The sequence below is a fragment of the Pseudomonas sp. GZD-209 genome (assembly GCF_049310485.1).
GTDB lineage: Bacteria > Pseudomonadota > Gammaproteobacteria > Pseudomonadales > Pseudomonadaceae > Aquipseudomonas > Aquipseudomonas sichuanensis.
In genome coordinates this window covers 1-1,868 of the sequence record NZ_JBMOWQ010000147.1, presented here as the reverse complement: position 1 = coordinate 1,868, position 1,868 = coordinate 1, and the positions used below count along the sequence as shown (strand labels likewise).

General features: G+C 67.1%; 3 protein-coding genes. All 3 read right to left on the bottom strand.

Going from position 1 to position 1,868, the window contains the following annotated elements; translation table 11 throughout:
• Positions 1-59 precede the first annotated feature (59 nt).
• Positions 60-437, bottom strand: coding sequence for a carboxymuconolactone decarboxylase family protein (locus ACO6VM_RS17445; protein WP_110993457.1), 378 nt, complete (start codon positions 435-437; stop codon positions 60-62).
• Positions 438-447: 10 nt separating this feature from the next.
• Positions 448-1,491 carry a calcium/sodium antiporter gene (locus ACO6VM_RS17440; RefSeq protein WP_401059830.1) on the bottom strand — a complete coding sequence of 348 codons (1,044 nt, stop codon included), beginning with the start codon at positions 1,489-1,491 and terminating at the stop codon, positions 448-450.
• Positions 1,492-1,552: 61 nt separating this feature from the next.
• Positions 1,553-1,868 (bottom strand): septal ring lytic transglycosylase RlpA family protein (locus ACO6VM_RS17435; RefSeq protein ID WP_422403572.1); only part of this gene is annotated, 316 nt, incomplete at its 5' end.

The following is a 1,868-nucleotide window of genomic DNA, read 5'->3' as shown; positions in this document are numbered from 1 at the left end:
CCGCCCCGTTTCCAGTGTGTGGTTTAGGGTGGGGGGGGCGTCTTCCCCCCGCGATGCTTTCAGCTGCCCTGGTAGCTGTCGATCACTTCCTGCGCCGCGCGGAACGCATCGATCGCCGCCGGCACGCCGGCATACACGGCGCAATGCAGCAACGCCTCGCGAATTTCCTCCACCGTGCAGCCATTGTTCAAAGCCCCACGCACATGCCCCTTGAGCTCTTGCGGGCACTTGAGCGCGGTCAGCGTGGCCAAGGTGATCAGGCTGCGGGTCTTAAGTGGCAGCCCGTCGCGGGCCCAGACGCTGCCCCAGGCATGTTCGTTGACGAAGTCCTGCAGCGGTTGGGTGAACGCGGTCGCATTGCCCAGGGCGCGGTCGACGAAGGCATCGCCCATCACCTGGCGGCGAATGCTTTCGCCGGTCTGTTTCGTGTCAGCCATGTTGTTTTCCTTAGTGTTGGCGGCGCCAGGCGCGCACCGTCGTATACAGCAGCACGACGCCGAGCGCTGGCAGAACGTAGAACAGCATCAGGTTTTCCAGGCGCCCGGCCAGGGGCAGCCCGGTGGTGAACGTCACCACGTGCAGGCCGTAGGCCAGGTATAGGCAGAGGAACACCAGGCCCTCGGCGCGGGTCACCCGAAAGCCTGAATAGAACACCGGCAGGCACAGCGCCGCGACCCCGAGCATCACCGGCAGGTCGAAATCCAGGGCGTTGGGCGAGATCGACAGCGGCTCGGGTGCAACCACGGCGGTCAGCCCCAACACCGCCAACAGGTTGAACAGGTTGCTGCCGATTACCGTGCCCACGGCCACCTCGCGTTCGCCGCGCAGCGCGGCGATCAGGGCGGCGGCCAACTCCGGCAGCGAGGTGCACACCGCGACCACGGTCAGGCCGATGACCCGTTCGGAGAGCCCGAGGTCGGTGGCGACCTCGACGGCGGCCTGCAGCAGCAGGTGCCCGGCCAGGCTCAGCAGGCCGAGGCCCAGGAACACCTGCAGCAATACGCCGCTCCAGAAGCGTCCGGCGCCTGTGACCGGCGTATTCGCTGCCGGGTAGGTGCGCGCATGGTGGCGTGACTGGTGCCGGAGCATCAGCAGGTAGCCGAGCAGGCCGAGCAGCAACAGCGCACCTTCGAAGCGCCCCAGCTGGCCATTGGCGGCCAGCAGATAGACCAGGCCGCTGGCGGCGATCATCAAGGGAATGTCCAGTCGCACCAGCTGGCGCGACACGCGCAGCGGAATGATCAGCGCGGCCAGGCCGAGAATCACCAGCACGTTGAAGATATTGCTGCCGATCACGCTGCCCACCGCCACATCGGGCGCGCCTTGATAGGCAGCCTGCAGGCTGACGGTGAGTTGCGGCGCGGTACTGCCGAACGCCACCAGGCTCAGGCCGATGATCAGCGGCCGAACATGCAGGCGGGTGGCCAAGCGTAGCGCCGCGCGTACCAGCAGCTCGGCGCCGAGGATCAGCAACAGCAGGCCCAGGCCCAGTTGCAGCAGGCTGAAGGTGGGGAGGGTGGCCAGGTCGAAAATGGCGAGGGCTCCAGTCAGGTCAATCGCTCAGACCTTGTACCCGGACTCGCGCCGTTCCGCTACGGAGCATGCCGATTTTTTCCGCTGCGGCGCGTGACAGGTCGATCAGCCGGCCGCGTGTGTGCGGGCCGCGGTCGTTGATGCGTACCACCACGCTGCGCTGGTTGGCGAGGTTGGTCACCAGCACCCGGCTGCCGAAGGGCAGGCTGCGGTGGGCGGCGGTGAGGCCGTGCTGGTTGAACGGTTCGCCGCTGGCGGTGCGTTTGCCGTGGTGGCGGCTGCCGTAGTAGGAGGCGGTGCCGGTTTCGTTGTAACCGCGCGGGTCGATGTCGTGG

What these genes read in the sequence shown, in the direction of transcription:
- ACO6VM_RS17445 (WP_110993457.1), bottom strand. Translation starts at nt 437, where the DNA reads ATGGCTGACACGAAACAGACCGGCGAAAGCATTCGCCGCCAGGTGATG.